This window comes from Vibrio sp. 10N.261.51.F12 (assembly GCF_041471725.1).
GTDB lineage: Bacteria > Pseudomonadota > Gammaproteobacteria > Enterobacterales > Vibrionaceae > Vibrio.
The window spans coordinates 141,607-166,222 of the sequence record NZ_JBFROV010000016.1 but is presented as its reverse complement, the minus strand read 5'-3'; the positions used below and the strand labels follow the sequence as shown (position 1 = coordinate 166,222).

The window sequence follows — 24,616 nt, the reverse complement described above, 5'->3', positions numbered from 1 at the left end:
GCGAGCACTTTCGATGGCGTAAAGCCGAGTAACCAAAGTGATACCGGTTGGTTACTCGAGTACTGTTACGCTCGCTATCAAAAGACAAACGCGTAAAGATGACAGCCGATGCTGTCATCTTGGGCTTAGCATAGTCCGGCAGAAGGTGTCACATCGATGCTATGCGTTTTTTTGCAATAAGCAGACCAATACGATTCCGCTTTTTGAACTGATAATGGGTAATCACCCGATATAGTAAACAGCGCCGCCGTCACTGTGGCCACCACGGTATTGGTCATTAATTCCCATTCTTCCCTTGGCGTATCAAACGGGCAATATTTGGGCTCTTCTCTAATCTGCATCGTCTCTTCTATATACGTAGAATGAACGACATCAGATTCCACCCACCATACTGTCTGACTCACTTTCGGGTTAAATTCCGTTTCACCTGACTGGCCTTTAAATGAAAGCATTCGCTTATAATCATGCTCGCCACCAGCATGGCGCGCTAGTAGGTGTTCTACCTGAGCATGCAGCTCTTGAAAGCCAGGGTGAAAGCTTCCCCTCATGCCATAGGGAGCGTTCGCGGGATTCAACGCGCGAATAACGGTATTAATTGGTGTGCGTAACCCATAGCGATGCTTCCAGTCCAGCATTCGCTTGGCTAATGGACAAAAATGGCTAAGTGGCAGATAGGCGATATTGCTTTGCTCCAGCATTTGCTGAGCGTGTGTCAGATCATCCGCTTTAACGATATTGAGCGAAGCCAAGCAGTCGCGTGCATGCACACGATCACTTTCTTTATCTAGGTCGCCATGAAGTAATACTTTAACGCCGTTTTCAGCCAAGATACTGGCCGCGAGTAAGTGCCACGGTTTCCCAGATGTTTGACCAACACGCTTCCCTGCGTACAAAGGCCAGTCAAAATCTGCATGGATAGTATGCCCTTTGGGCTTTAACGCTTCGACGAAGCCAGCAATCTCTTCGGCGGTTTCATCCCTCACTCGTATCAGCATGAGCAGCATCGCTACTTGGTCATCATCAATATGACCCTCTACGTATTGTTCCATGACTAATCTTGCTTGATCTTGAGTTAAAGGCCCTCGGCCACGTGAGCCACGCCCAACCGTTCTGATGCATTCTTTAATAATTGACAAGGTCATTCCTTTATCTTGCAGTAAATTACACGAATAGATTCATTGTAATTCAGTCACTTCATCTCGTAACCTATAATTTTCGTTTCGTTGTTAACCGCCCTTTCGCTAAGTATGACTGCAGGTATTATTATTAGAAAAGAGCCAGTACACTCAAAAAAAAAGGTGCAGCCCAATATTCAGGAACTGCACCATCGCCAACCGTTGTTAGTATTGTTTTTGACCTTTTGTATGCGACTAAGGCCTCCGCTATTGTCGTTACGTCTTAAGTCCTCATGATTGTCGATATGATGAGTCCCGCCCTATAAGAATAGACTCAAACCATTCACTAAATAGTACAAGCAACTATCATTCCATAATTTTTTAATCTAATTATCAGATAGTTAAAGACAAAACCATCACTTAACATGCACAGCTATCACGCGCGAGCACCAAGATAGCGCAATGTGTTGTTGCGTATTCTCAAAAACTAGACGGCCATTCAATGGAGAAAAGACGTAAAAATCCTATGATCAAATGAACATTTCAAGCCACCATACTAAGGATAGTGTCAATGCTTAAGGAATCGCTACTCATGTTGTCCGCCGGATTTACCACGCTGTCACACGCAAGCACGTCATTTACCGATCCTTTAGCTGAGTTAGATCCACAACGCTGGTTTCTGGCGGATGGATGGGAGAACGGGTTTCCGTTCTTAAATCGCTGGCAGCAAACTCAAGTCGAGTTCAATAACAGTGGGCTCGCCATCCATCTAGAAAACCGTGAGGATGAGCATGGTTATTTAGACATTCTCTCAGGCGAGATCCGTACGCTGGGATTCTATGGCAACGGCTGTTTTCAAATCGAAATGAAACCCGTCAAAGGAGACGGTGTTATCAGTTCTTTTTTCTTGTTTGCGGGCCCTTATGATCAGCCAGAAGACGGTAATGGCGTGCACAACGAAATAGACATTGAGTTTATTGGCGCTAATACCAATATGGTTCAATTTAATTTTTGGACAAACGATGACAACTACCAACAAAAAAATGAGCACATTCACTATCTAGATTTTGATGCCTCTGAGGAATTTCATACCTATGCTATTGAATGGAATCACCGTGCCATTCGTTGGTATATCGACGGCAGTGTCGTGTATAACGTTCGCCATTCTGAGCGCCTCCCCATCCCTATGACGTCGGATACAAAACTAAGAGCAATGATGAACGTTTGGGCAACCGATCCAAGTATCAGCAATTGGGCTGGGGAATATAAGGCTGACATTGGTATTAAGCACTCGGCTTACTATAGAAACTTTAAATACAGCAAGTCACGATGTAACAAATAAAATCATCGGGACGTATACAAGTCACGGGGTAGCCAACAAGAAGATAGGGGGACGGTAGGGCCTAGGAAATTGTGTTAGGACTCGAAAATAAATGCCTTTATACTCTGAGTATATCCCTGAAGAGTACGCATGAATGCCCATTAATGACATCAAATTTATTGCCTCCGATATGGACGGCACCTTGCTAAACGAACACGGACAATTGGACCCTACATTCTTCGAGTTACATCGCCAAATGTCCGAGAAAGGTATCATTTTTTGCGCTGCATCAGGTCGCCAATATTACAGCTTGCTCGAGACATTTTTACCCGCTCAAGACGATATGATGTTCATTGCGGAAAATGGAACGTTGGTCATGCACAAAGGCGTCGAGTTGTATAGCTGCACTATCGACAAGGCCGCCATTCATCATATCATTACCGAAGCGCGAAAAATCCCAAATACGCATGTGGTTTTGTGTGGTAAACAATCGGCCTACATTGAAACTCAAGATGAAAAAGCATTAGAAGAAATTGCTAAGTATTATCATCGCCGTCAATCGGTTACCGACCTACTCAATATTGATGATACCTTCATAAAGGTCGCAATCTGTCACTTTGATGGTAGTGAGGAACACGTCTACCCTTCAATCCAGTCACAATTTGGTCATTCCCATCAAGTCGTAGTGAGTGCCAAGATTTGGCTTGATGTCATGAACGCCGAAGCGTCTAAAGGTACCGCTATTCAGTACCTACAAAACACGCTTGGGTTCACTCATGAACAGACCATGAGCTTTGGTGACTACTTTAATGATGTAGAAATGCTTCAAGCTAGCTACCACTCGTATGCGGTTGAGAACGCGCACGAAAAAGTCAAAACTTACGCACGATTTTCTGCACCAAGCAATAGCGAGCAAGGTGTCCATACCGTGATCAGTGAATATTTAGCAACGCTTAGTTAACGCAAAAAGCCCGCCCTCAGCCTTATTATTTGATAAGGTAAGGGCGGGCTTTTTAAACGTTCTTCTACCGACAATTAAACCGTCAATAATGACGATTTAATTCGACTCACCGTCTTGTTGCCACCTTGATGCGGCTTGGGCGTCAGACTCTCTTGAGTCAACCCAACGAGTTGCTTGTGTCGTTCGTTCCTTTTTCCAAAACGGTGCCTTGGTTTTTAGGAAGTCCATAACAAACTCGCAGGCCTCAAATGCCGCACCTCGATGTGCACTCGACACACCAACAAACACGATTTGATCGCCTGCATCCATATCACCAACACGGTGAATGACACGAATGCCGTTTAGGAGCCAACGCGTTTCGGCTTCATCGCAAATCGTTTCTAGCGACTTTTCTGTCATACCAGGGTAATGCTCTAGCGAAAGTCCAATCACGTCGTCGCCAAGGTTCATGTCTCGAACTTTACCAACAAACGTGACCACAGCACCAGATGCCGTACCCTGCGCCAATGCGTCATACTCTTCGCCAACATTAAAATCGGCGGCTTGTACGGCTACTCTTGGCTTCATACTAACCTCCTGTCACTGGGGGGAAGAAGGCAATTTCATCACCGCTAGCCACGGTTTCCGTCATCGCGACAATATCTTGGTTACGCGCCGCTAACAACTTACCCGCTTCCAATGCTAGCGCCCATTTATCGCCTTGGGTTGCTAACTCAGCGCGAACCGCTTCAATAGATGAAAAGTCACCCTCAAGTTCAACACTATCGACACCGATCAGTTCTCTTGTTTGTGCGAAAAAAAGTACTTTGATCATGATTCCACCTTAAAGTGTCCTGATTTCCCACCGGTTTTTTCAAGTAAACGAACGTTCTCAATCACCATATCTTTCTGCACAGCTTTACACATGTCGTAGATAGTCAAAGCCGCCACTGATGCTGCAGTGAGGGCTTCCATTTCTACACCGGTTTTACCCGCGAGCTTACACACAGACTCAATGCGAACTTTGTTCTCCGCAACAATGGCTTCCAGTTGAACTTCTACTTTGGAAAGGAGTAAAGGGTGACACAAAGGGATCAGGTCCCACGTTTTCTTTGCGGCTTGAATTCCCGCAATACGCGCCGTGGCAAACACATCACCTTTATGATGATTTCCAGAAGTAATCATCTTTAGTGTTTCAGGAGCCATGTGAACATAAGCCTCTGCTCGCGCTTCACGCACTGTTTCGGCTTTTGCAGAGACGTCCACCATGTTGGCTTCACCTGATGCATTAATATGAGTGAATTCTGACATCCTGATTCCCTTAGATACTTAGGTGTGGCATAAAGTTACAAGGACGATGGCTCGCATCCATCTGCTGTTTGATGATCTTAGTCCAGCCAGTACGGCAAGCACCGGTTGAGCCCGGCATTGCGAAAATCACAGTGTGATTAGCAAAGCCCGCAATCGCGCGAGACTGGATAGTTGACGTGCCAATTTCTTCATATGAAACATGACGGAATAGCTCACCAAACCCTTCAACTTGCTTATCAAAAAGTGGGACGAGTGCTTCTGGCGTGCTATCACGAGATGTAAAGCCAGTGCCACCGGTAATCATTACCGCTTGTACCGATTCGTCTGCGATCCATTGTGAAACAATGGCGCGAATTTGATAGATATCGTCAATGACAATCTTCTTGTCTGCCAGTGTATGGCCCGCATCTTGTAAATTCTCAACTAAGTAACGACCTGAGGTATCGTTGTCTTCTGTACGTGTATCAGAAACGGTTAGCACTGCAATGTTAGCAGGCACAAATTTGCTTTCTGCGTGACCCATGATTTGTTCACCCTATCAAAGATTTAATTATAATTTATGGAGCGGTTAGTGACTAACCGCCAATTGAGGCTAAATGTGGTGTCATTCCAGAATTTCCATCCTGTAAAAAATGACTCACTGATTTGGTTTGTAATTGTGCTTGAATACGTTCAATCAATGCCTGTTCTTGCTCGTTCTCTTGAAGTAAATCGCGCAATTCAACGCCATGCTCTCCAAACAAACATAGATGGAGCTTGCCCATCGCCGACACTCTCAAGCGATTGCAGCTTTCACAAAAATTCTTTTCATAAGGCATAATCAAACCGATTTCACCACGATAGTCGGCATGCACAAAGACTTGCGCAGGGCCATCGTTCTCGCTTCTTGCTTTTAAAATCCAACCATTGGCAATCAATTGATTTCGAATGTCGACGCCAGATACATGGTGTTTTTGGAATAGATCGTCCATCTCGCCTGTTTGCATAAGCTCGATAAAACGCAGTTGGATAGGTCGGTCTTTGATCCAGTTCAGAAACGCTGGTAGCTCTTTCGCATTAAGGTCCTTCATCAAGACGACGTTGACTTTGACTTGGTTATAACCAATTTCAAGCGCTCGGTCGATTCCTTGCATCACTTCCCTAAACTTGTTCTCACCAGTAATCTGGTGAAACATGCGCGGATCAAGGCTATCAACACTGACGTTGATATGAGTAAGACCTGCACTTTGCCATCGATCGACTTGTTTGGCCATACGGTAGCCATTCGTTGTCGTCGCCACTTTGACGATACCCGGCGTATTTGCAACCGTTTCGATGATTTCTGGGAAATCTTTTCTCAGGCTAGGTTCACCGCCTGTGATCCTAACCTTAGACGTGCCACAATCTGCAAACGCGGTAACCACACGTTTGATTTCTGGCAATGTCAGGAAAGCCGGGCGCTTGTGACCCGGCGGCCTATAGCCATCAGGTAGGCAATAGGTGCATTTAAAGTTACACACATCGGTAACAGACAAGCGCAAGTAATAAAACTTGCGATGAAATTTATCTTCAAATTGTTGCGCCATGGAACACCTTTCCAAATACGGGAGGCGAGATCATTTCCAATCCAGCCCTGGTGACAGTTTGTCACTGGCTCTAGGCGCATATCTTGGCTTATACCAGCGAAGACTTAGCACATAAAGCTCGGAGTTATGGCAATCTTCGTTGTATTCACGAGGACAGCTTTTGTGAGTAAAATACTCAATTACAGTACGGTTTTCTACCTCTAATGTAAAAAAACCTTACAGATTCGTCATTTTTATTATAGCTGAGTATGTCAGTAGAACAATTTCCCTTATCGTATTGATATAAAACAACCATAGAAGAAGAAAAGATGAGCATATATTCATCAAAAAAAATCGTGGCGATTGGCGGTGGCCATGGGCTTGGGCGCATGTTGGCTGCGCTCACCGATTTTGGTTGCAATGCCACTGGTATTGTCGCCACGACCGATAATGGTGGCTCCACCGGACGCATTCGAGACTGCCAAGGCGGCATCGCTTGGGGCGACACTCGTAACTGCATCAATCAGTTAATTACCGACCCTTCTATCAGTTCCATGATGTTTGAGTATCGATTTAAAGGTGCAGGCGAACTTAATGGTCACAACCTAGGTAACTTGATGTTAACGGCGCTCGATAATTTGTCAGTTCGCCCACTAGAAGCGATTGATCTAATCAGAGGGATGCTTAACGTTGATGTCAATATCATTCCAATGTCAGAGCACCCCGCGGATCTCACTGCGCTTTCTACTGAGGGTCGTTGGGTCACCGGCGAAACCTCTGTCGATGAAATGGAAGAGGATCTTCAACGTCTGGATTTAGACCCTGTCGTGCCTGCAACAAGAGAAGCCGTAGAGGCAATCCTAAACGCCGATTGCATTATTCTCGGACCAGGAAGCTTTTTAACCAGCGTGATGCCGCCTCTTTTACTCGCCGATCTGAGTAAAGCGATGAATCAAAATAGCCACGCAAAGATTGTATTCGTCGAAAACCTTTCGCCTGAATATGGCCCTGCAGGCCGTATGACGCTGAAACAGAAGCTGGAGTGGTGTGAACGAGCGTTACAAGGACGCAAACTCGATATCATTTTAGGAGAAGAACCCCACCCTGAGCTAACCGAAGATTGGCCTTGCGTGACAATACCACTTGCGTCACCAAACCGTGATTGGCGACATGATAGGGAAAAGCTCAAGCATGCCATCGTCAGCTTAATGGCTTAATGGCTTAATGGCTTATTGGCTTATTGGCTTATTAAATTAACCAAAAATATTCAATAAGTTAAAGAGATTGAACCGTTAAATCGGTTAAAAAAACGATGCCGAACAGGCTTATTCGGCATCGTTATCTTACTGCCCGATGTGCGCCCCATTGCCAGGAGTAGGCGTAAAGCGAGCGCTAACGCTCTATTGAGGATGAAAACCATCGTCGCTGTGCTAGTTTTCGAGCTCGTTCAAAAAGTGAGTATATTGTGTATAGGTTTCTTTCAGGTGGGTAAGCATAGTATCCACTCTTGGTTGATCAAGATGAACCGAATCTGTCTTCACCTCACTATCCACCAGTAACGCAAATTCACACAATGCCTCAGCACCAAAACTCGCGGCACTGCTTTTTAGTGCATGCGATATCTCTTTCATACAGTCAATTTTATCGCTCAATGACCCCGTGGTAAGCTGCGCCTGATAATTCACAAGTTCGCCAGTAAAGATACCAAGCAAAATAGGTAGATTATCCATACCAATCTCGCTACCCAGTTTATTTACTTTATCGTGGTCCATGTAGTTCATTGTTTGTTCTCACTTGCCGTCCATGCTTGAATTTTTCGATATATCGTTGATGGGCTCACACTCAAGTACCCAGCAGCGATGGGAATATTACCATCACAGACCTCGATAGCCTGTTCTATAATGGCTCTTTCACTTTGATGCAAAGGGACAATATCTTGCGGCCCAAAAGCACTAGGGGTGATAGGTTCGACCACAGCCACAGGCTTAACTGGAACGTTAAGCGGCGGAGGCAGCATATCCAATAAGATTTCTTTACCATGGTTTAAAACAACGACGTTTCTTAGCACATTCTGCAGTTGTCTTACGTTACCCGGCCATTCATATTGGATAAATCTGTCGATAACATCCGGTGAGAACCGAATGAAGCTTTTCCCTTCTTCCTGAGACATGAAACCCAGCAGAGAATAAGCAATCTCGATAACGTCTTCATCTCGCATTCGAAGGGGCGGCAGGTGCAGAGGAATCACATACAAGCGATAATAAAGGTCTTCCCGAAAGCGGCCTTCTTCGACTTCTTTCCATGGGTCTCTGTTTGTCGCGCAAACAAATCTTACGTCGACCTTTTTCATTCGCGATGAGCCTACTTTTTGAAACGTACCCGTCTGAATAAAACGCAGTAGTTTCGTCTGGAGCTCTAAGTCCATCTCACAAAGTTCATCGAGAAACAACGTGCCACCATCCGCCAATTCAGCGGCGCCTTGACGGTCGCTCGCCGCACCAGTAAACGCACCTTTGACATGACCAAACAACTCACTTTCGATAAGGTCTTTCGGAATAGCCGCACAGTTAATCGCAATAAATGGTTTATCTCCGCGACGACTTGCTGCATGTATCGCCTCAGCGCAAACCTCTTTCCCAGTGCCACTTTCCCCAGTAATAAAAATACTGGCTTTACTGGTCGCGGCAGAGTCGATGGTTCGATAGACCGCTTGCATCGTTTGGCTACTGCCAATGAATCCTTGGTAGCTTGGGCTGCCAGTTTCATTGCGCTCATTTTTCATTTTAGAGGCTTTGCGAATCGCGTTGTTCACAGTGACTCTAAGACGGTCAGCCTCACAAGGCTTGATAAGAAAGTCTTGCGCACCATGCTGCATCGCATCAACGGCAATATCTATTGAGCCATGCGCAGTCATGAAGATAACCGGCACATTGGGATTCACTTCTCGTACCGCGTCCAACACATCCATACCGGTCATATCAGGCAGACGCAAATCAAGAAGTATCAAATCGGGGGTTCGGTGAGCCAGACTCTGAATCGCGTCCCGTCCGTTGCCCACGATATTAATATCAATTCCCAGTGGGGTAAGATAGGAGCGATATAAGGCAGCAACGGAGGCCGTATCTTCTACCATTAAAAGATAACGAGATTTAGGCTCACTGATAATCGGTCGCATAATTCCTAACTAACATGAGGATGGGCTCAGTTTATTTTCAATAACCAAACCCATGGTTCAATATTTAACCACCCTAACAAAAATAGGTGGTCCTGTTAACTGTTCGCAATAAAATGTGCTCTAAGCTTCTCTATTTCATCACGTTTCTGCGCAGCTTGTTCAAACTCAAGATTCTGTGCATGCAGATACATTTCGCTTTCCAAGCGCAATATTTGCTTTTCAATCTCTTGCGAAGACATGGCGACATAGCTTTGCGAGGGCTCTGCAACTTTCGACAATGGGACTTGTTTCGATGGCTGTTTATTGCGAGCTTGGGTGGCGCTTCCAAGCTCCATAATATCTTTGACATTTCGTTTTAGTGCCGTTGGAACCAACCCGTTCTCTTCGTTGTAAGCATGCTGCTTTTCTCGACGTCGATTGGTTTCTCCCATCGCTTTTTCCATCGATTTAGTGATCTTGTCTGCATACAAAATTGCTCGGCCATCAAGGTGCCTTGCTGCCCGTCCGATCGTTTGAATGAGCGACCGCTCAGACCGCAAAAACCCTTCTTTATCAGCATCAAGAATCGCAACTAACGAGACTTCTGGCATATCAAGGCCTTCTCGAAGTAAGTTGATCCCGACTAAAACATCAAACACACCTAATCGAAGGTCACGAATGATCTCCACACGTTCCACGGTATCGATATCAGAATGCAGATAACGGACTCGAACACCATGCTCGCTCAAATATTCAGTCAGATCCTCGGCCATTCTTTTTGTTAACGTGGTCACTAATACCCGCTCGTCTCTTGCCGCGCGAGCTTTTGCTTCCGACATCACATCATCCACTTGGGTGGCAACGGGTCGCACTTCCAACACCGGATCAAGCAGCCCTGTTGGGCGCACCACTTGATCCGCTACTGCGCCAATTGATTTTTCCATCTCATAGGCTCCAGGCGTTGCTGAGACATAGATGGTTTGTGGCGCCAACATTTCAAATTCATCAAACTGCAACGGACGGTTGTCAAGCGCAGACGGCAGTCGAAATCCGTATTCCACTAGGGTTTCTTTGCGCGAACGGTCACCTTTGTACATTGCACCGATCTGAGGAACTGTCACGTGTGATTCATCAATAATCAACAAGCCATCAGCTGGGAGGTAGTCAAATAACGTCGGTGGCGGCTCGCCTTCACTGCGGCCACTTAGATAGCGAGAATAATTTTCGATGCCTGAACAAAAACCAAGTTCGTTCATCATCTCAATATCAAACTGTGTGCGCTGAGAAATACGCTGCTCTTCAAGCAACTTGTTATTATCGATTAGGTAAGATTGACGGGACTTAAGCTCAACCTTTATCTCTTCAACCGCTTCAAGAATTCGATCACGAGGGGTCACATAATGCGTTTTAGGATAAATAGTGTAGCGTGCCAAATCACGCTGAATGATCACGCCGGTGAGCGGATCAAACAGACTAATACAGTCAATCTCATCATCAAACATCTCAATGCGCACTGCGACTTGATCCGATTCCGCTGGGAACACATCAATCACTTCACCACGGACTCGAAACTGACCACGCTCGAAAGCGACGTCATTTCTAGAGTACTGTATTTCAGCAAGGCGACGAATGATGTCACGCTGATCTAACACGTCACCACGAGTGACGTGAAGCATCATTTTCAAATAAGACTGGGGATCACCAAGACCATAGATAGCCGATACAGAGGCGACAATGATGGCGTCTTTACGTTCCAACAGGGCTTTAGTCGCGGACAAGCGCATCTGCTCTATATGAGCATTGACAGAGGAATCTTTCTCAATGAAGGTGTCCGTCGTCGGAACGTATGCCTCAGGTTGGTAATAATCATAGTAGGAAACAAAATACTCAACTGAGTTGTTTGGGAAAAAAGCTTTCATCTCTCCATACAACTGAGCAGCGAGCGTTTTGTTGGGTGCCAGTATAATGGCAGGACGTTGTGCCGTCGCCACGACATTCGCCAAGGTAAACGTTTTGCCCGAGCCCGTTACCCCGAGTAGCGTTTGATGCGCGAGACCCGAATCTAGGCCATCTAACAATTTTTCAATGGCAGCAGGCTGGTCGCCTGAAGGTTGATAATCTGAAACTAATTCGAAATGTTTTGCCATGATATCGAGTCCTTTATTTGTCTCGCCCACATTGTCGCCGTTACAGGCTGACTTTTGCAACTCTTTGCTCGCTTTTCGTTTCACTTTTAGGTATATTAACTGCCCTCGTGAACTCCCCATAGAAAATATAAGCTAGCGTTTCATCCACGGCTTGTCCCCAAAATACAAATTATCTCTCACTAATGAGAATTTAGACATTATTCCCAAACCGAATAAAATCCAAATTAAACAACAAAAATCAAGCACTTACTTTCATCAGTTAAAACTTATTCACATTCGTTATTTTCATTCCTGTCAGTTCCATCATGTTGTACCGGATAATTAACACCCTTATCCACAATTTTGGTGGATAACTAAAATCACGTCATACCCGGCAAGGCGTACAAAGAAGTAAAGATATTTTTATTAGTTTTTTTCCACATCAACAACAAAAAAACCATTGACTCCTACCTCCTCTATCGCTAATATTCGCCGCGCTAAAGCAATTCCCCCTTAGTTCAGTTGGTAGAACGGCGGACTGTTAATCCGTATGTCGCAAGTTCAAGTCTTGCAGGGGGAGCCAAATTTTAAAAGCCGCATCTTAGGATGCGGCTTTTTTCGTTTTCAATTCTGCAAGTTTTGAGTCTTTTAATATCCATCGCGTATAATCTGGTAGACAGATTAATTGCTTACAAACCCACAGGTTTTCATAAAAACGCCTACATTTTCGTAGAAACTAATAAAACCTTATCTTTCACTGGTTGTTATTAACTACGCAAAGCACGATAATAACGGGATCGGAGCTCTTTACACATACTATTATGACCGAATATTTTCTATTGTTGGTAGGCACCGTCCTAGTCAATAACTTTGTACTGGTAAAATTTCTTGGCTTATGCCCATTCATGGGTGTATCAAAAAAACTCGAGACCGCCATTGGCATGGGCTTGGCAACCACCTTCGTCCTAACCTTGGCTTCGGTTTGCGCCTACCTTGTCGAAACCTATATTCTCATCCCTCTTGGTATTCAATACCTCAGAACAATGAGTTTTATTCTGGTGATTGCCGTCGTCGTTCAGTTTACCGAGATGGTGGTGCACAAAACCAGCCCAACCCTGTATCGACTACTTGGCATCTTTTTGCCATTGATTACGACCAATTGCGCTGTCTTGGGTGTTGCATTGCTCAACATTAATGAAAACCATAATTTCATGGAATCTATCATTTATGGGTTTGGAGCTGCGGTCGGTTTCTCTCTCGTTCTTATTCTTTTCGCGTCAATGCGTGAACGCATTACTGTCGCCGACGTACCTGCGCCATTTAAAGGCGCTTCTATTGCGATGATTACAGCTGGATTAATGTCACTCGCCTTTATGGGCTTCACAGGCTTGGTGAAATTATAATGACAACTATCATTATTGCAGTCCTTGCCCTTGTCGCGCTTGCGGCCATATTTGGGGCTATTCTAGGGTTCGCGTCCATTAAATTTAAGGTTGAAGCTGATCCGATTGTTGAACAGATTGATGCGATTTTGCCGCAAACTCAATGTGGCCAATGTGGATACCCAGGCTGTAAACCTTATGCAACGGCTATTGCTAACGGGGACGCTATCAACAAGTGCCCTCCCGGCGGACAGGCGACCATCGAAAAACTTGCAGATTTAATGGGTGTTGAAGTTGAGAGCTCGGCTCACGACGCTGAAAAGTCCATCAAGAAAGTCGCTTTTATACATGAAGATATGTGCATTGGCTGTACCAAGTGCATTCAGGCTTGCCCAGTGGACGCTATTGTAGGCGGCACGAAAGCCCTACATACCGTCATAAAAGATGAGTGCACGGGGTGTGATTTATGTGTTGCACCTTGCCCAACGGATTGCATCGAAATGATCCCAGTACAGACAACAACCGATTCATGGAAATGGCAATTGCAGCCCATTCCAGTGGTTAATGTTACCGATTCAAACACTCAGCCAATTAAGTCGTAGGTAGGGTATGTTGTCATTAATTGAACAAATTCAAACTGGCTCGCTGTGGAACTTCCCCGGTGGTGTCCACCCACAAGAAAACAAAAAGCAATCTAATACACACGCTATTTCTAGAGCGGCTATCCCTGCTGAGTTGGTCATTCCGATTAAGCAACATATCGGTAAACCCGGTGACTTACTCGTCGAAGTTGGCAGTCATGTACTCAAAGGACAACCATTGAGTGAGGTTAATGCGGCGTTCATGCTCCCTGTCCACGCCCCTACCTCAGGGACGGTAACAGCAATAGAACCAAGAACGGTCGCCCATCCTTCTGGCTTAAGCGACTTGTGCATCGTGATTGAGTCCGATGGCAATGATCAATGGATAGAGCGAGAGTTCACCACCGATTACTATCAAGTAGAACCCACTCAACTCATCGAAACGATCCGTCAGGCAGGTGTTTCAGGCATGGGCGGAGCCGGGTTCCCAACTGCTAAAAAAATTCAAAGTGGGTTACAACGTACTGATATTCTTATCCTAAACGCAGCCGAGTGCGAACCTTACATCACGTCTGACGACCGCCTGATGCAAGAATATGCGAGCGATATTGTTGAAGGGGTCAAAATACTCAAGCATATTTTAAAACCCAAATTAACCATCATCGGGATCGAAGATAATAAGCCGGACGCCATTAAAGCATTAGAGATAGCTGGGAAGGACGAAGATATCGTCATTCGTGTTATTCCTACCAAATATCCTTCAGGCGGTGAAAAGCAGCTGATTAAAATATTGACGAACTTAGAGGTTCCCGTTGGTGGTATCCCCGCCGATATTGGACTCCTCGTGCAAAATATCGGTTCAGCATACGCCATAAAACGCGCTATTTGTGATGGTGAGCCCCTGCTAGAACGGGTTGTAACGTTAACAGGTAAGGCGTTCAAACAGCCACAAAATGTTTGGGCACGAATTGGCACCCCGGTGCAGTCCTTACTCGATGAGTTTGGTTATAAAGCAGATAAAAAAGCACCCCGCCTAATTATGGGGGGGCCAATGATGGGCTTTACACTGCCGCATGCCAACGTACCCATAACGAAAACGTCTAACTGTATCCTTGCACCTACCTCTCGTGAAATCGATCCGAATCAAAACGAGATGGCATGTATACGCTGTAGCCAATGTGCGGAGGCATGCCCTGCATCACTATTACCACAGCAGCTGCAATGGTATGCAAAATCACAAGAATACGACAAATGCGAAGAACTCAATCTTAAAGACTGTATAGAATGTGGGGCATGCGCGTACGTTTGCCCAAGCGAGATTCCGCTCGTTCAGTATTATCGTCAGGCGAAAGCAGAGATTCGAACGCGGACGAAAGAAGCCGAAGCGGCTGAACGTGCAAAGGTTCGTTTTGAAGAAAGAAAAGCCCGCCTTGAACGAGATAAAGCCGAGCGTGAGAATCGCTTTAAGAAAGCAGCTGATGACCGTCGTAAACAAATGGCGACGTCAAACGGGGATGATGCCGTTGCCGCCGCGATTGCTCGAGTGAAGGCTCAAAAAGCAGCACCAACAACTGGCGAAGTCAAACCCGCGGTTGCCGCCGCAATTGCACGAGCAAAAGCCAAACAAGCGGCTGCAAAAACGTCTGAGCAAAGCCAGCCAGATAATAGTGAAATGGCTAAACTCAGAGAAGAACGTAAGCGTCTTGCTCGAGAGCGCAAAGCAAGTAAAACTGACACGCTAGACCACGTTGATACGAATACGGGTGCAAACGCTAATCAAGGTAATGATGATAAAAAGTCAGCCGTCGCCGATGCTATTGCACGCGCCAAGGCACGTAAGGCTGAACAGGCTTTAAGTAAACCAGAGGTATCTGAATCTACCAACGTTGATACCGCGGCCGATGTCGACCCGAAAAAAGCCGCCGTGGCCGCCGCAATTGCTCGCGCCAAAGCACGTAAATCTCAGCAAGCGGCAAGCGAATCCGAACCAGAAATGCCTGAGCCAGCCAACGCTGATACCGCGGCCGATGTCAACCCGAAAAAAGCCGCCGTTGCCGCCGCAATTGCTCGCGCCAAAGCACGTCAATCTCAGCAAGCGGCAAGCGAATCTGAACCAGAAGTGCCTGAGCCAGCCAACGCTGATACCGCGGCCGATGTCGACCCGAAAAAAGCCGCCGTTGCCGCCGCAATTGCTCGCGCCAAAGCACGTAAAGCTCAGCAAACGGCAGGCGAATCTGAACCAGAAATGCCTGAGCCAGCCAACGCTGATACCGCGGCCGATGCCGACCCGAAAAAAGCCGCCGTTGCCGCCGCAATTGCTCGCGCCAAAGCACGTAAAGCTCAGCAAGCGGCAAGCGAATCTGAACCAGAAATGCCTGAGTCAACCAACGCTGATAACGCGGCCGATGTCGACCCGAAAAAAGCCGCCGTGGCCGCCGCAATTGCTCGCGCCAAAGCACGTAAAGCTCAGCAAGCGGCAAGCGAATCTGAACCAGAAATGCCTGAGTCAACCAACGCTGATAACACGGCCGATGTCGACCCGAAAAAAGCCGCTGTCGCTGCTGCCGTTGCGCGCGCCAAGGCACGTAAAGCTCAGCAAGCAGCAAGCGAATCTGAACCAGAAGTGTTTGAACCAGTCAACGCTGATACCGTTGCCGATGTCGACCCGAAAAAAGCCGCGGTTGCCGCCGCGGTGGCACGCGCCAAAGCACGCAAGTTAAAAAATGAACAACAAGATAAGGAGAACAACTAGTGTCGTTCTTTATTGCTAGCTCTCCACATGCTCATAGTCGTAAACGTACCCCAGATCTGATGAAGGGCGTTGCCTTGTGTGCGCTGCCGGGATTAATAGCGCAAAGCTACTTTTTCGGCTGGGGTACCCTGATTCAACTTGGTTTGGCCGTTATTATTGGTTTAACACTCGAAGCACTGATCATGTTGCTCCGCAAGCGTTCTCCTAAAAGAGCACTTAGCGACTACAGTGCACTCGTCACTGCATGGCTACTAGCGGTGGCTATCCCGCCAATGTCACCTTGGTGGATCGTGGTTATTGGTTTGATTTTTGCGATTATTATTGCCAAACACCTGTACGGTGGCTTAGGACAAAACCCATTTAACCCCGCCATGGTCGCTTACGTTGTGTTGTTGATTTCATTTCCGGTAGAAATGACAAGTTGGATCACTCCGCATTCACTAAGCGGCGAGTCAATTACCTTTCAAGATACGTTTTCACTGATTTTTACTGGCTTTGACGTTGATGGTTATTCCTTACAGCAAATCCGCACCGGTATCGATGGCATCACGATGGCAACACCACTGGATGCGTTAAAGACTGGCTTCAAAAACGGATATACCTCGACTGAAATATTCCAACAACCTATCTTTTCTGGTTTAGCGGGTATTGGCTGGGAGTGGGTGAATTTGGCTTACTTGGCAGGTGGGTTATTGCTCCTTAAATTGCGGGTTATTCAATGGCACATTCCAGCTGCTTTTATCGGTTCACTTATTGTTATCAGTGGTTTGTTTGCCCTCATTTATCCAGGTGAATCTGCCTCTCCGTTGCTACACCTATTGTCTGGTGCAACCATGTTAGGGGCCTTTTTTATTGCCACTGACCCAGTGTCGGCTTCAACAACGATAAAAGGTCGCCTTCTATATGGTGCTTTCATTGGTGTCATGGTGTTTGTTATTCGGACATGGGGCGGATTCCCAGACGGTGTCGCCTTTGCAGTATTACTTGCCAATATGTGTGTGCCGTTAATCGACTACTACACGAAACCTAGAACTTACGGACATTAATGACTATGTTAAACGCGATTCGTAAAAACGGACTAACATTGGCTATTTTTGCCTGCGCTTCTACTGGGGTTGTGGCGTTGACGCAGTATCTGACAAAAGATCAAATCCTACAGCAAGAGCGAGCCCAGCTGCAGGCCACTTTGAATGAGGTTATCCCCCATTCTCTCCATGATAATGAATTGTATGCGTCATGTACGCTTGTCACCGATCCTTTGCTGGGTAGCGATTCTGCACAGCCACTCTATATTGCGACTCAATCTGGCGAGCCAACAGCGATGGCAATAGAAAGCATCGCACCTGATGGTTACAATGGCGCTATCCGTATTATTGTCGGCATCGATATTAATGGTGTTATATTGGGCTCTCGTGTGTTGTCTCATCAAGAAACGCCTGGGCTCGGTGATAAGATCGATCTTAGGATCACAGATTGGATGTTAAGTTTCACTGGTAAGCAAGTGACCCCTGACAATAACTCTGAGTGGGCCGTGCGCAAAGATGGCGGCCAGTTCGATTCCTTTACTGGCGCGACCATCACCCCTCGAGCAGTCGTAAAGGCCGTTAAAAATACGGTTAACTATGTTAATGCTAACCGCGACATTATTCTCAAGCAGCCGTTAAACTGTGGAGGTAAATCATGAGTACATCTAGACAACTCGCAAAAAATGGCTTGTGGGACAACAACCCTGCTCTGGTGCAATTATTGGGTTTATGTCCATTGCTCGCGGTCTCATCAACGGTGACGAATGCCCTAGGATTGGGGTTAGCGACACTTGCTGTTTTAGTTGGCTCTAATGTCACGGTGTCACTCATTCGCGACTACGTCCCAAAAGAAGTTCGAATACCCGTTTTTGTCATGATCATTGCGGCGTTGGTGACCTGTGTTCAATTATTAATGAATGCTTACGCCTACGGACTCTACCTATCGCTAGGCATCTTCATTCCATTAATAGTGACAAATTGCATCATTATTGGACGTGCAGAAGCGTTTGCCTCCAAGAATGAAGTCTTGCCTGCCGCACTTGATGGCTTATGGATGGGATTAGGTATGACGGCTGTTTTAGTTTTACTAGGCGCAATGCGCGAAATCATCGGTAACGGTACACTCTTTGACGGCGCAGACTTGTTACTTGGAGACTGGGCGTCAGCGTTACGAATTCAAGTCTTTCAATTCGACAGCCAGTTCTTGCTTGCATTATTACCCCCTGGCGCGTTTATCGGCGTAGGTTTTCTTATTGCGCTTAAGAATGTCATTGATAGAAAAATTGAAATGCGTCAGCCTAAACAAGACAAGCCTGCAATAGAAAGAGCAAGAGTGACAAACTAATCATGCTTCACCGATGTCTGGCACCGTTCGGACACGAATACTGAGCATTTATTCACTGGAAGAAAAAATTAGTCAGCAATGAATAATATAAAAAGAAGACAAATTCTAGAACGACTCCGCGAGAACAACCCAAAGCCGGAGACCGAACTTAATTGGAGCAGTCCATTCGAGTTACTGATCGCCGTTCTTTTATCTGCACAAGCAACCGATGTGAGCGTCAACAAAGCCACAGACAAACTTTACCCTATTGCTAATACACCAGAGAGCATTCTTGCTCTAGGGGTAGACGGGGTAAAAGACTATATCAAAACGATTGGCTTATTTAATTCAAAAGCTGAGAACGTGATTAAGACATGCCGTATTTTGGTTGAGCAGCACGCAAGCGTGGTCCCTGAAAATAGAGAAGCGCTAGAAGCGTTACCTGGTGTGGGTCGAAAAACCGCCAACGTCGTCTTGAATACCGCCTTTGGTTGGCCAACCATTGCCGTCGATACACATATTTACAGAGTCTCTAATCGCACTAAGCTGGCGATGGGAAAAACGGTTGACGATGTTGAGGCGAAACTCCTCAAGGTTATACCCAGTGAATTTAAGCTCGATGTGCACCACTGGCTCATTCTTCATGGACGCTATACCTGCGTTGCACGCAAACCACGTTGTGGAAGCTGCATCATCGAAGATTTATGTGAATTCAAAGAAAAAGTAGACATATAGCCGAAGCGTTATTCGAAAATGCTCTGGCTATTACCGACAATTAAGGAGCAATGTCATGTCAAACGGTCGTATCTTACACACCATGTTACGCGTAGGGGATCTTGATAAATCCATTTCTTTCTATAGCGATGTGATTGGAATGAACCTGCTACGTAAAAATGAAAATACTGAATACAAGTACACGCTAGCATTTCTAGGGTTTGGCGACGAATCAGAAGGTTCGGTGATTGAGCTAACCTACAACTGGGGCGTTACTGAGTATGACCTAGGCTCAGCATACGGTCATATTGCCATTGGCGTTGATGATATCTACACCACTTGTGATGCAATTAAAGCGGCTGGCGGCAACGTCACTCGTGAGCCAGGTCCCGTTAAGGGCGGCTCAACTCAAATTGCATTCGTCAAAGACCCGGACGGCTACATGATTGAGTTAATCCAAAACAAACAAGCAAGCGCTGGTTTGGAGGGGTAATAATCCCCCCTCAAATTATGCCCTTCTAATCAAAGAGCGTGCTTCCTAGCACGCTCTTTTCGTAACACTCACGTCATTGTCAACTCGCCATTAGGTAAGTTAGACATTAGGTAAGCTAGACATTTGTGCGCCCAAACGAGATGACAACACGTTGGTTTTTAGCTTTACCAATCGGAGAGGAATTATCGGCTATTGGTCGACGCTTGCCATATCCCTGCACCTGAATTCGATCTTTGGGTAATCCCAAAGACTGAAAGTAATCCTGCAATATCAACGCTCGCTTATCAGATAACTGCTGACTTTCACTCTTGGACTCTGTCGAATCAGTATAAGTAGAGACCAAGACTAAATCGATATTCTGGTTGAAGCGAACGTATTCGGCGATTTGCTGTAAGCGATGCTGCGACGTTTTATTTAACTGTTCGCTATTGGCATCATAATGAAGGATTGTAAACGAGATATCTTCGAAACTGTAAGGAAGCAGGTTCGCGATACACTGGCTGAACACGTTGTACTTGGCTTGAAATAATACCGATGATAATGCGACTTCTATCCGTTCATCTCGACTTTGCCAGTCTTGATAGCTAAACGTGGGATAGCGACCTTTTTCAAGCTCACTCAATAAGCTCCATGCAGCTTGCCCACCAACGTACCCATCAAACTGTCTGAAAAACTGCAGGTTTGAAATGCGATCCGCGCTATCTCCTGGCCGCCAAGGCGGTGGCATAGAAACCAAACTTACATTGCGCGTCTCACCCATCGCTCTTCGCATCTTTAATTCAAAGTCTAGGTTCATCTTTTTACCTGCTTTGGAGGTAAATTGAGCATCACCAAAGTTAGGAATGGGGTGAACGAGCTGACATTCTAACGGAGTGTTAGTGACCATCTCCCACTGAGATTGTGTTGGTGTCGCGACATAACGTTTTTCGATTGCCGCTTCTGCTTGAGGTATCAGTAAACTAGAAAAAACGACTCCACATAGCAACGCACTAGATAACCCTCTTCTAGGGCGCAATGTTCTAGGTCGGAGAGTTCTAGGTTGCAAAGTCGTAGATAACAATGCCCCAGATAAAAACCGAGGTACCAGCGGCAATGTAGGTGTGACATTCAATTTCATAGTGATAAATAGACTCAACGTTAGCGTCTTAGCGGCATATCATTGCCGCGACGATTCTAGATTATTAGATCTCTACTCAACGTTGCAAAATCCTAGCCAATTATTTAAATTCATCACCAGGCATTGAAGAGGTTAACTTTTCACCACCCATTGCACTTGCTGTTGGTATATCACTACATAAGCTTCCACCGAATGCACATAACAACCGTTACCAATGAAAATGAGCAATAGATTCGATAAATAGCACCAAATAGTGACCAAATTAAATGCCGTGGCAGGTTTGTTATAAGACCATTATCTGCAATAATGCAGCCTTCGCCACCACTGATAGATCTGAAATGACTGTAGAAAACGAAGCTCTCACCTTAAAAAAGCGATTCCGTGGCTATTTTCCTGTTGTTGTCGATGTAGAGACGGCTGGATTTAACGCCCAGACCGATGCGCTACTCGAAATTTGTGCCATCACTTTAAAAATGGATGATGAGGGAAATCTCGTCCCTGCTAGTGTTTTGCACTATCACATCGAGCCATTCGAAGGCGCAAACCTTGAAAAAGAAGCACTTGAGTTTATTGGTGTACGTGACCCTTTTAGCCCGCTTCGTGGCGCCGTACCGGAGCAAGAAGCGCTAAAAGAAATCTATAAAGTCATAAGAAAAGAACAGAAGCAGCACGACTGTAGCCGAGCTATTATGGTTGCTCACAATGCTAACTTCGATCACAGCTTTGTCAGTGCAGCGAATGAACGTTCAAAATTAAAACGTGTCCCTTTTCATCCCTTTGCGACTTTTGATACCGCCACATTGAGCGGCCTTGCGTTTGGTCAAACCGTTTTGGCAAAAGCATGTAAAACCGCAGGAATGGAATTTGACAACAAAGAAGCCCATTCGGCACTGTATGATACTCAGAAAACAGCAGAGTTATTCTGCCGAATCGTTAATAAATGGAAGGCTCTTGGAGGCTGGCCGCTTATTGACAACGATGAACAATAATTCAAACACAACATTTTAGAGCTTATTATGAACCCTGTCGTTATTTCCGTTTGCATCATGCTGCTACTCGCACTGATGCGTGTCAACGTAGTCGTTGCGTTGACCTTTAGTGCCATTGTTGGTGGTGTCGTTTCTGGTATGTCACTCACCGACGCGGTAAGCGCCTTTGAAGGCGGCCTAGGTGGTGGTGCAACCATCGCATTGAGTTATGCCATGCTAGGTACGTTTGCCGTCGCGATTTCCAAATCAGGCGTTACTGACTTGCTGGCGCAAAGTGTCATCAAACGCATCCATGGTAAAGAGAACGCAGCATCAGCGACTGGCCTAAAGTACGCGGTACTGGTTGCGCTAATCTTGGTGACGGTGTCCTCTCAAAACGTAATTCCAGTGCACATCGCCTTTATTCCAATTTTGATCCCACCTCTATTAGGCGTATTCGCCAAGATGAAGCTTGACCGTCGACTGGTTGCTTGCGTTCTAACGTTTGGTCTGGTCACGCCATACATGATTTTACCTATCGGTTTTGGTGGTATTTTCTTAAACAACATCTTGCTTAAAAATCTCCACGACAATGGGCTAGAAACGATTACTGCCGCTCAGGTACCAATGGCGATGATTCTTCCCGCCATCGGGATGTTGACGGGTCTGGCCATTGCGGTCTTCTTTAGTTACCGCAAGCCGCGTGAATACAAAGAAACTGAAATGACGCAGGTCGACAACGAACCTGCACACATCAACAAGAAAAACATCGTGGTTGCTTTAGCCGGTATCATCGCTGCATTAGCGGTCCAGTTGACTTCTGGCTCGATGATTATTGGTGCATTAGCTGGCTTTATGGTGTTCACTTTCGGCGGCGTTATTGCTTGGAAAGAAACCCACGACGTGTTCACTAAAGGTGTCCACATGATGGCAATGATCGGCTTTATCATGATTGCGGCGGCTGGCTTTGCCGCGGTGATGAAGCAAACTGGCGGCGTAGAGTCTTTGGTTGAAGCACTATCGACAAGTATTGGCGATAATAAACCTCTCGCAGCCTTATTGATGCTTGTCGTCGGCCTGCTTGTGACTATGGGTATTGGTTCATCATTCTCGACCATCCCAATCCTTGCAACAATCTACGTGCCACTTTCGCTGGCCTTCGGTTTTTCTCCAATGGCAACGGTTGCCCTTATTGGTACCGCCGCAGCACTGGGTGACGCAGGCTCTCCGGCATCAGATTCAACGCTCGGTCCTACCTCTGGATTGAATGCTGATGGCCAGCACGAACATATCTGGGAAACCGTAGTACCTACGTTCATTCACTACAATTTACCACTGATTATCTTTGGTTGGATTGCAGCGATGGTGCTATAAACATCACCGATGAATTGCTTGTACGAGAATAGACAATAACAAAAAGGCTTGGTCACTGACCAAGCCTTTTTCTATAGTGTTGCCTAAGATGTCACGCTAATCTCAGCGAGTGCAGTAACATCAATTAGACCATTGCCTGCTATTCAGCATCACCAGCACTGCGTGCTGCTGCTTCTTTAATTAATGGTTGAAGTTCACCCTTCTGGAACATTTCCATGATGATATCGCAACCACCAACCAACTCACCTTCAACCCATAATTGTGGGAATGTAGGCCATTGAGCATAGCTAGGCAGCTCTGCGCGAATGTCTGGGTTTTGCAGAATATCAACATAGGCAAACTTCTCACCACAGCCCATTAGCGCTTGTGATGCCTGTGAAGAAAAACCACAGCTAGGCAGCTTTGGTGAGCCTTTCATATAAAGAAGGATCGTATTTTCTTCAATTTGCTGTTTGATTTTATCGATAGTTTCCATTGCTTCCTCGAAATACTAGTACTGCGGATGTGTTCACATTCTAGCGAATCGACACAGAATAAAAAGCACAATAATTATAAGGTTATATAATTAACTCGTTTTAGTGTTCATTTGGTGACAACAGACGCCATATTATCGACTAAAACAACCTAAATAGTAGGCTTTTGACGGTAAGAAAAGAGAGATATCTCTTTTAATAAAGTAAAAACTTGCTAAAATAGAAACCAGTCAGTCAATACATTGACTCATATATATAATAAATTGGAAGCAATCAAAGGGTTAATACCCCTAAACCACTCAATGGAGAAGCGAGCAATGGCATTCGAACTACCAGCACTTCCGTACGCGAAAGACGCTCTACAACCACATATCTCAGAAGAGACTCTGGAATATCATTACGGTAAGCACCACAACACATACGTTGTTAAGCTTAACGGCCTTGTTCCTGGTACTGAGTTTGAAGGCAAAACATTAGAAGAAGTCGTGAAGACTTCAACTGGTGGCATTTTCAATAATGCAGCACAAATCTGGAACCACACGTTCTACTGGCATTGCCTAGCGCCAAACGCGGGTGGTGAACCAACAGGCGCCGTTGCTGAAGCAATCAACGCAGCATTTGGTTCTTTTGAAGAATTCAAAGCTAAGTTCACGGATTCTGCAATCAACAACTTTGGTTCTTCTTGGACTTGGTTAGTGAAAAAAGCAGATGGCACACTAGACATCGTCAACACTTCAAACGCAGCCACTCCGCTGACTGAAGAAGGCGTAACGCCGCTGCTAACCGTTGACCTTTGGGAACACGCTTACTATATCGATTACCGCAACGTTCGTCCTGATTACATGAATGGCTTCTGGGCGCTTGTAAACTGGTCTTTCGTTGAAAAAAATCTAGCTCAATAA

Annotated in this window: 25 protein-coding genes, 1 tRNA gene and 1 riboswitch; of the genes, 15 read left to right on the top strand and 11 right to left on the bottom strand. The window is 45.8% G+C overall.

The features are described from left to right. Positions 1 to 125: 125 nt before the first annotated feature. The gene (locus AB4405_RS11085) at positions 126 to 1,136 is read right to left on the bottom strand and encodes a glycosyl transferase family protein (RefSeq protein WP_372060816.1); all 1,011 of its coding nucleotides are present in this window, start codon (positions 1,134 to 1,136) and stop codon (positions 126 to 128) included. 550 nt (positions 1,137 to 1,686) lie between these two features. On the opposite strand from AB4405_RS11085, the gene AB4405_RS11080 reads away from it, so the two are divergent. Both AB4405_RS11080 and AB4405_RS11075 read left to right on the top strand, forming a co-directional pair. After that, positions 1,687 to 2,457, top strand: coding sequence for a family 16 glycosylhydrolase (locus tag AB4405_RS11080; RefSeq protein ID WP_372060815.1), 771 nt, complete (start codon positions 1,687 to 1,689; stop codon positions 2,455 to 2,457). A gap of 133 nt (positions 2,458 to 2,590) precedes the next feature. Then, a complete protein-coding gene (locus AB4405_RS11075) occupies positions 2,591 to 3,397 on the top strand; it encodes an HAD family hydrolase (RefSeq protein WP_372060814.1) in 807 nt (268 codons plus the stop codon). Positions 3,398 to 3,493: 96 nt separating this feature from the next. On the opposite strand, the gene moaE is transcribed toward AB4405_RS11075, so the two are convergent. From moaE to moaA, 5 genes are all read right to left on the bottom strand, one after another. Then, on the bottom strand, positions 3,494 to 3,964 hold the full coding sequence (gene moaE, locus AB4405_RS11070) for a molybdopterin synthase catalytic subunit MoaE (protein ID WP_102470393.1): 471 nt from the start codon (positions 3,962 to 3,964) through the stop codon (positions 3,494 to 3,496). 1 nt (position 3,965) lies between these two features. Continuing rightward, positions 3,966 to 4,211 (bottom strand): molybdopterin synthase sulfur carrier subunit, encoded by a 246-nt coding sequence (gene moaD / locus AB4405_RS11065; protein WP_372060813.1) that lies wholly within the window; start codon positions 4,209 to 4,211, stop codon positions 3,966 to 3,968. Beyond that, positions 4,208 to 4,687 (bottom strand): cyclic pyranopterin monophosphate synthase MoaC, encoded by a 480-nt coding sequence (gene moaC / locus AB4405_RS11060; RefSeq protein WP_102470391.1) that lies wholly within the window; start codon positions 4,685 to 4,687, stop codon positions 4,208 to 4,210. The genes moaD and moaC overlap by 4 nt, the downstream gene beginning before the upstream one ends. A gap of 10 nt (positions 4,688 to 4,697) precedes the next feature. Then, positions 4,698 to 5,210 (bottom strand): molybdenum cofactor biosynthesis protein B, encoded by a 513-nt coding sequence (gene moaB, locus AB4405_RS11055; RefSeq protein ID WP_102470390.1) that lies wholly within the window; start codon positions 5,208 to 5,210, stop codon positions 4,698 to 4,700. 52 nt (positions 5,211 to 5,262) lie between these two features. Then, a complete protein-coding gene (gene moaA / locus AB4405_RS11050) occupies positions 5,263 to 6,252 on the bottom strand; it encodes a GTP 3',8-cyclase MoaA (protein ID WP_102470389.1) in 990 nt (329 codons plus the stop codon). Further along, positions 6,241 to 6,388, bottom strand: a riboswitch (molybdenum cofactor riboswitch). It overlaps the preceding gene by 12 nt. Before the next feature lie 172 nt (positions 6,389 to 6,560). On the opposite strand from moaA, the gene yvcK reads away from it, so the two are divergent. Next, positions 6,561 to 7,448, top strand: a complete 888-nt coding sequence (gene yvcK, locus AB4405_RS11045) for a uridine diphosphate-N-acetylglucosamine-binding protein YvcK (protein WP_372060812.1) — start codon at positions 6,561 to 6,563, stop codon at positions 7,446 to 7,448. A 213-nt stretch (positions 7,449 to 7,661) separates the two neighbouring features. On the opposite strand, the gene AB4405_RS11040 is transcribed toward yvcK, so the two are convergent. The 3 genes from AB4405_RS11040 to uvrB all read right to left on the bottom strand — a co-directional run bounded on the left by AB4405_RS11040 (position 7,662) and on the right by uvrB (position 11,532). After that, complete coding sequence (locus AB4405_RS11040; protein WP_372060811.1) at positions 7,662 to 8,012, bottom strand: Hpt domain-containing protein; 351 nt, start codon at positions 8,010 to 8,012, stop codon at positions 7,662 to 7,664. Continuing rightward, on the bottom strand, positions 8,009 to 9,406 hold the full coding sequence (gene luxO, locus AB4405_RS11035) for a quorum-sensing sigma-54 dependent transcriptional regulator LuxO (RefSeq protein WP_372060810.1): 1,398 nt from the start codon (positions 9,404 to 9,406) through the stop codon (positions 8,009 to 8,011). Before luxO ends, AB4405_RS11040 begins: the two co-directional genes overlap by 4 nt. A 95-nt stretch (positions 9,407 to 9,501) precedes the next feature. Continuing rightward, a complete protein-coding gene (gene uvrB / locus AB4405_RS11030; RefSeq protein WP_372060809.1) occupies positions 9,502 to 11,532 on the bottom strand; it encodes an excinuclease ABC subunit UvrB in 2,031 nt (676 codons plus the stop codon). A gap of 486 nt (positions 11,533 to 12,018) precedes the next feature. On the opposite strand from uvrB, the gene AB4405_RS11025 reads away from it, so the two are divergent. From AB4405_RS11025 to gloA, 9 genes are all read left to right on the top strand, one after another. After that, positions 12,019 to 12,094, top strand: a tRNA-Asn gene (locus AB4405_RS11025). Positions 12,095 to 12,332: 238 nt separating this feature from the next. Next, the gene (gene rsxA / locus AB4405_RS11020; RefSeq protein ID WP_102470385.1) at positions 12,333 to 12,914 is read left to right on the top strand and encodes an electron transport complex subunit RsxA; all 582 of its coding nucleotides are present in this window, start codon (positions 12,333 to 12,335) and stop codon (positions 12,912 to 12,914) included. Then, complete coding sequence (gene rsxB, locus AB4405_RS11015; protein ID WP_372060808.1) at positions 12,914 to 13,495, top strand: electron transport complex subunit RsxB; 582 nt, start codon at positions 12,914 to 12,916, stop codon at positions 13,493 to 13,495. Before rsxA ends, rsxB begins: the two co-directional genes overlap by 1 nt. 7 nt (positions 13,496 to 13,502) lie before the next feature. Next, positions 13,503 to 16,226, top strand: a complete 2,724-nt coding sequence (rsxC, locus tag AB4405_RS11010; protein WP_372060807.1) for an electron transport complex subunit RsxC — start codon at positions 13,503 to 13,505, stop codon at positions 16,224 to 16,226. Then, positions 16,226 to 17,272: an electron transport complex subunit RsxD gene (gene rsxD / locus AB4405_RS11005; protein WP_372060806.1), complete on the top strand. Its 1,047-nt coding sequence runs from the start codon at positions 16,226 to 16,228 to the stop codon at positions 17,270 to 17,272. The genes rsxC and rsxD overlap by 1 nt, the downstream gene beginning before the upstream one ends. 5 nt (positions 17,273 to 17,277) lie before the next feature. Further along, positions 17,278 to 17,910 (top strand): electron transport complex subunit RsxG, encoded by a 633-nt coding sequence (gene rsxG, locus AB4405_RS11000; protein WP_372060974.1) that lies wholly within the window; start codon positions 17,278 to 17,280, stop codon positions 17,908 to 17,910. Further along, entirely contained in the window at positions 17,907 to 18,596 is a 690-nt protein-coding gene (locus tag AB4405_RS10995) for an electron transport complex subunit E (protein ID WP_102470381.1), read from the top strand. The genes rsxG and AB4405_RS10995 overlap by 4 nt, the downstream gene beginning before the upstream one ends. Positions 18,597 to 18,674: 78 nt before the next feature. Then, entirely contained in the window at positions 18,675 to 19,310 is a 636-nt protein-coding gene (nth, locus tag AB4405_RS10990) for an endonuclease III (protein WP_372060805.1), read from the top strand. A gap of 55 nt (positions 19,311 to 19,365) precedes the next feature. After that, complete coding sequence (gene gloA / locus AB4405_RS10985; RefSeq protein WP_372060804.1) at positions 19,366 to 19,782, top strand: lactoylglutathione lyase; 417 nt, start codon at positions 19,366 to 19,368, stop codon at positions 19,780 to 19,782. Positions 19,783 to 19,897: 115 nt separating this feature from the next. On the opposite strand, the gene motY is transcribed toward gloA, so the two are convergent. Beyond that, on the bottom strand, positions 19,898 to 20,899 hold the full coding sequence (motY, locus tag AB4405_RS10980; RefSeq protein WP_372060803.1) for a flagellar protein MotY: 1,002 nt from the start codon (positions 20,897 to 20,899) through the stop codon (positions 19,898 to 19,900). A gap of 338 nt (positions 20,900 to 21,237) precedes the next feature. On the opposite strand from motY, the gene rnt reads away from it, so the two are divergent. Both rnt and AB4405_RS10970 read left to right on the top strand, forming a co-directional pair. After that, a complete protein-coding gene (rnt, locus tag AB4405_RS10975) occupies positions 21,238 to 21,888 on the top strand; it encodes a ribonuclease T (protein ID WP_102467734.1) in 651 nt (216 codons plus the stop codon). A 27-nt stretch (positions 21,889 to 21,915) separates the two neighbouring features. After that, positions 21,916 to 23,241: a Na+/H+ antiporter family protein gene (locus AB4405_RS10970; RefSeq protein ID WP_372060802.1), complete on the top strand. Its 1,326-nt coding sequence runs from the start codon at positions 21,916 to 21,918 to the stop codon at positions 23,239 to 23,241. Between the two features lie 139 nt (positions 23,242 to 23,380). Here the strand turns inward: AB4405_RS10970 and AB4405_RS10965 are convergent, their stop codons facing one another. Continuing rightward, a complete protein-coding gene (locus tag AB4405_RS10965; protein WP_102467732.1) occupies positions 23,381 to 23,716 on the bottom strand; it encodes a Grx4 family monothiol glutaredoxin in 336 nt (111 codons plus the stop codon). A 315-nt stretch (positions 23,717 to 24,031) separates the two neighbouring features. Between AB4405_RS10965 and sodB the strand changes: the two genes are divergently transcribed. Continuing rightward, complete coding sequence (gene sodB, locus AB4405_RS10960) at positions 24,032 to 24,616, top strand: superoxide dismutase [Fe] (RefSeq protein ID WP_102467731.1); 585 nt, start codon at positions 24,032 to 24,034, stop codon at positions 24,614 to 24,616.